Here is a 519-nt window from a genome sequence, read left to right as displayed (position 1 = left end):
AGCCCACGCCCTTCCTCCTTTGCGCTCGTGCCCCTTCTGCTCCCTTGCTTCTCCACTCTTTCCTCCCGCCCGCGCTCCCGCTGTCGCCGGGACCGCACGAGATAGTAGGAGTTCTCGATTGGCGTGACATTCTCGAACAGGGGCATGGTGGCGCGCATGATCGCGTTCAACGTCTCGCCGGTGGAATCGGAGACGAGGTGCACGTTGCAGAAGACGTTGGCGCGCATGGAGCCTTTGTGGAGAAGTCGTGCGTTGAAAGCGCCGTCTAGCCGGGTTGAGACGGACTGACCAGCAGGGGTGCAGAGGGGCGCCCAATTGGGGCTCGCTGGCTCCACCTGTTATCCACAGCATGGGGGGCGGGGGAGAAGCGGCAGGGGAGGATCGGTCGAAATGTCGCACGCCGCAGCTTGCGCTTTGATCCTAAACCGTTTCACGAAAGAGCGGGGTGCGCGCCCTTTGTGGACAAGCTGGGGGAAACCGGGCTGAAGAAAGCCCTAGGTCCGTCGGCATCCCCGATCG

General features: G+C 63.2%; 1 protein-coding gene. It reads right to left on the bottom strand.

Translation table 11 applies throughout. The annotated features are described in order from the left end of the window. The coding region (locus ACLD7X_RS18330; RefSeq protein ID WP_411425118.1) for a kinase/pyrophosphorylase at positions 1–227 on the bottom strand (227 nt) is incomplete at its 3' end. Positions 228–519: the final 292 nt, after the last annotated feature.

It is taken from the genome of Aphanothece microscopica RSMan92, from assembly GCF_046613545.2.
Classification (GTDB): domain Bacteria; phylum Cyanobacteriota; class Cyanobacteriia; order PCC-6307; family Cyanobiaceae; genus NIES-981.
The sequence above is the reverse complement of the archived record's forward strand: the minus strand, read 5'-3'. Positions and strand labels throughout refer to the sequence as shown.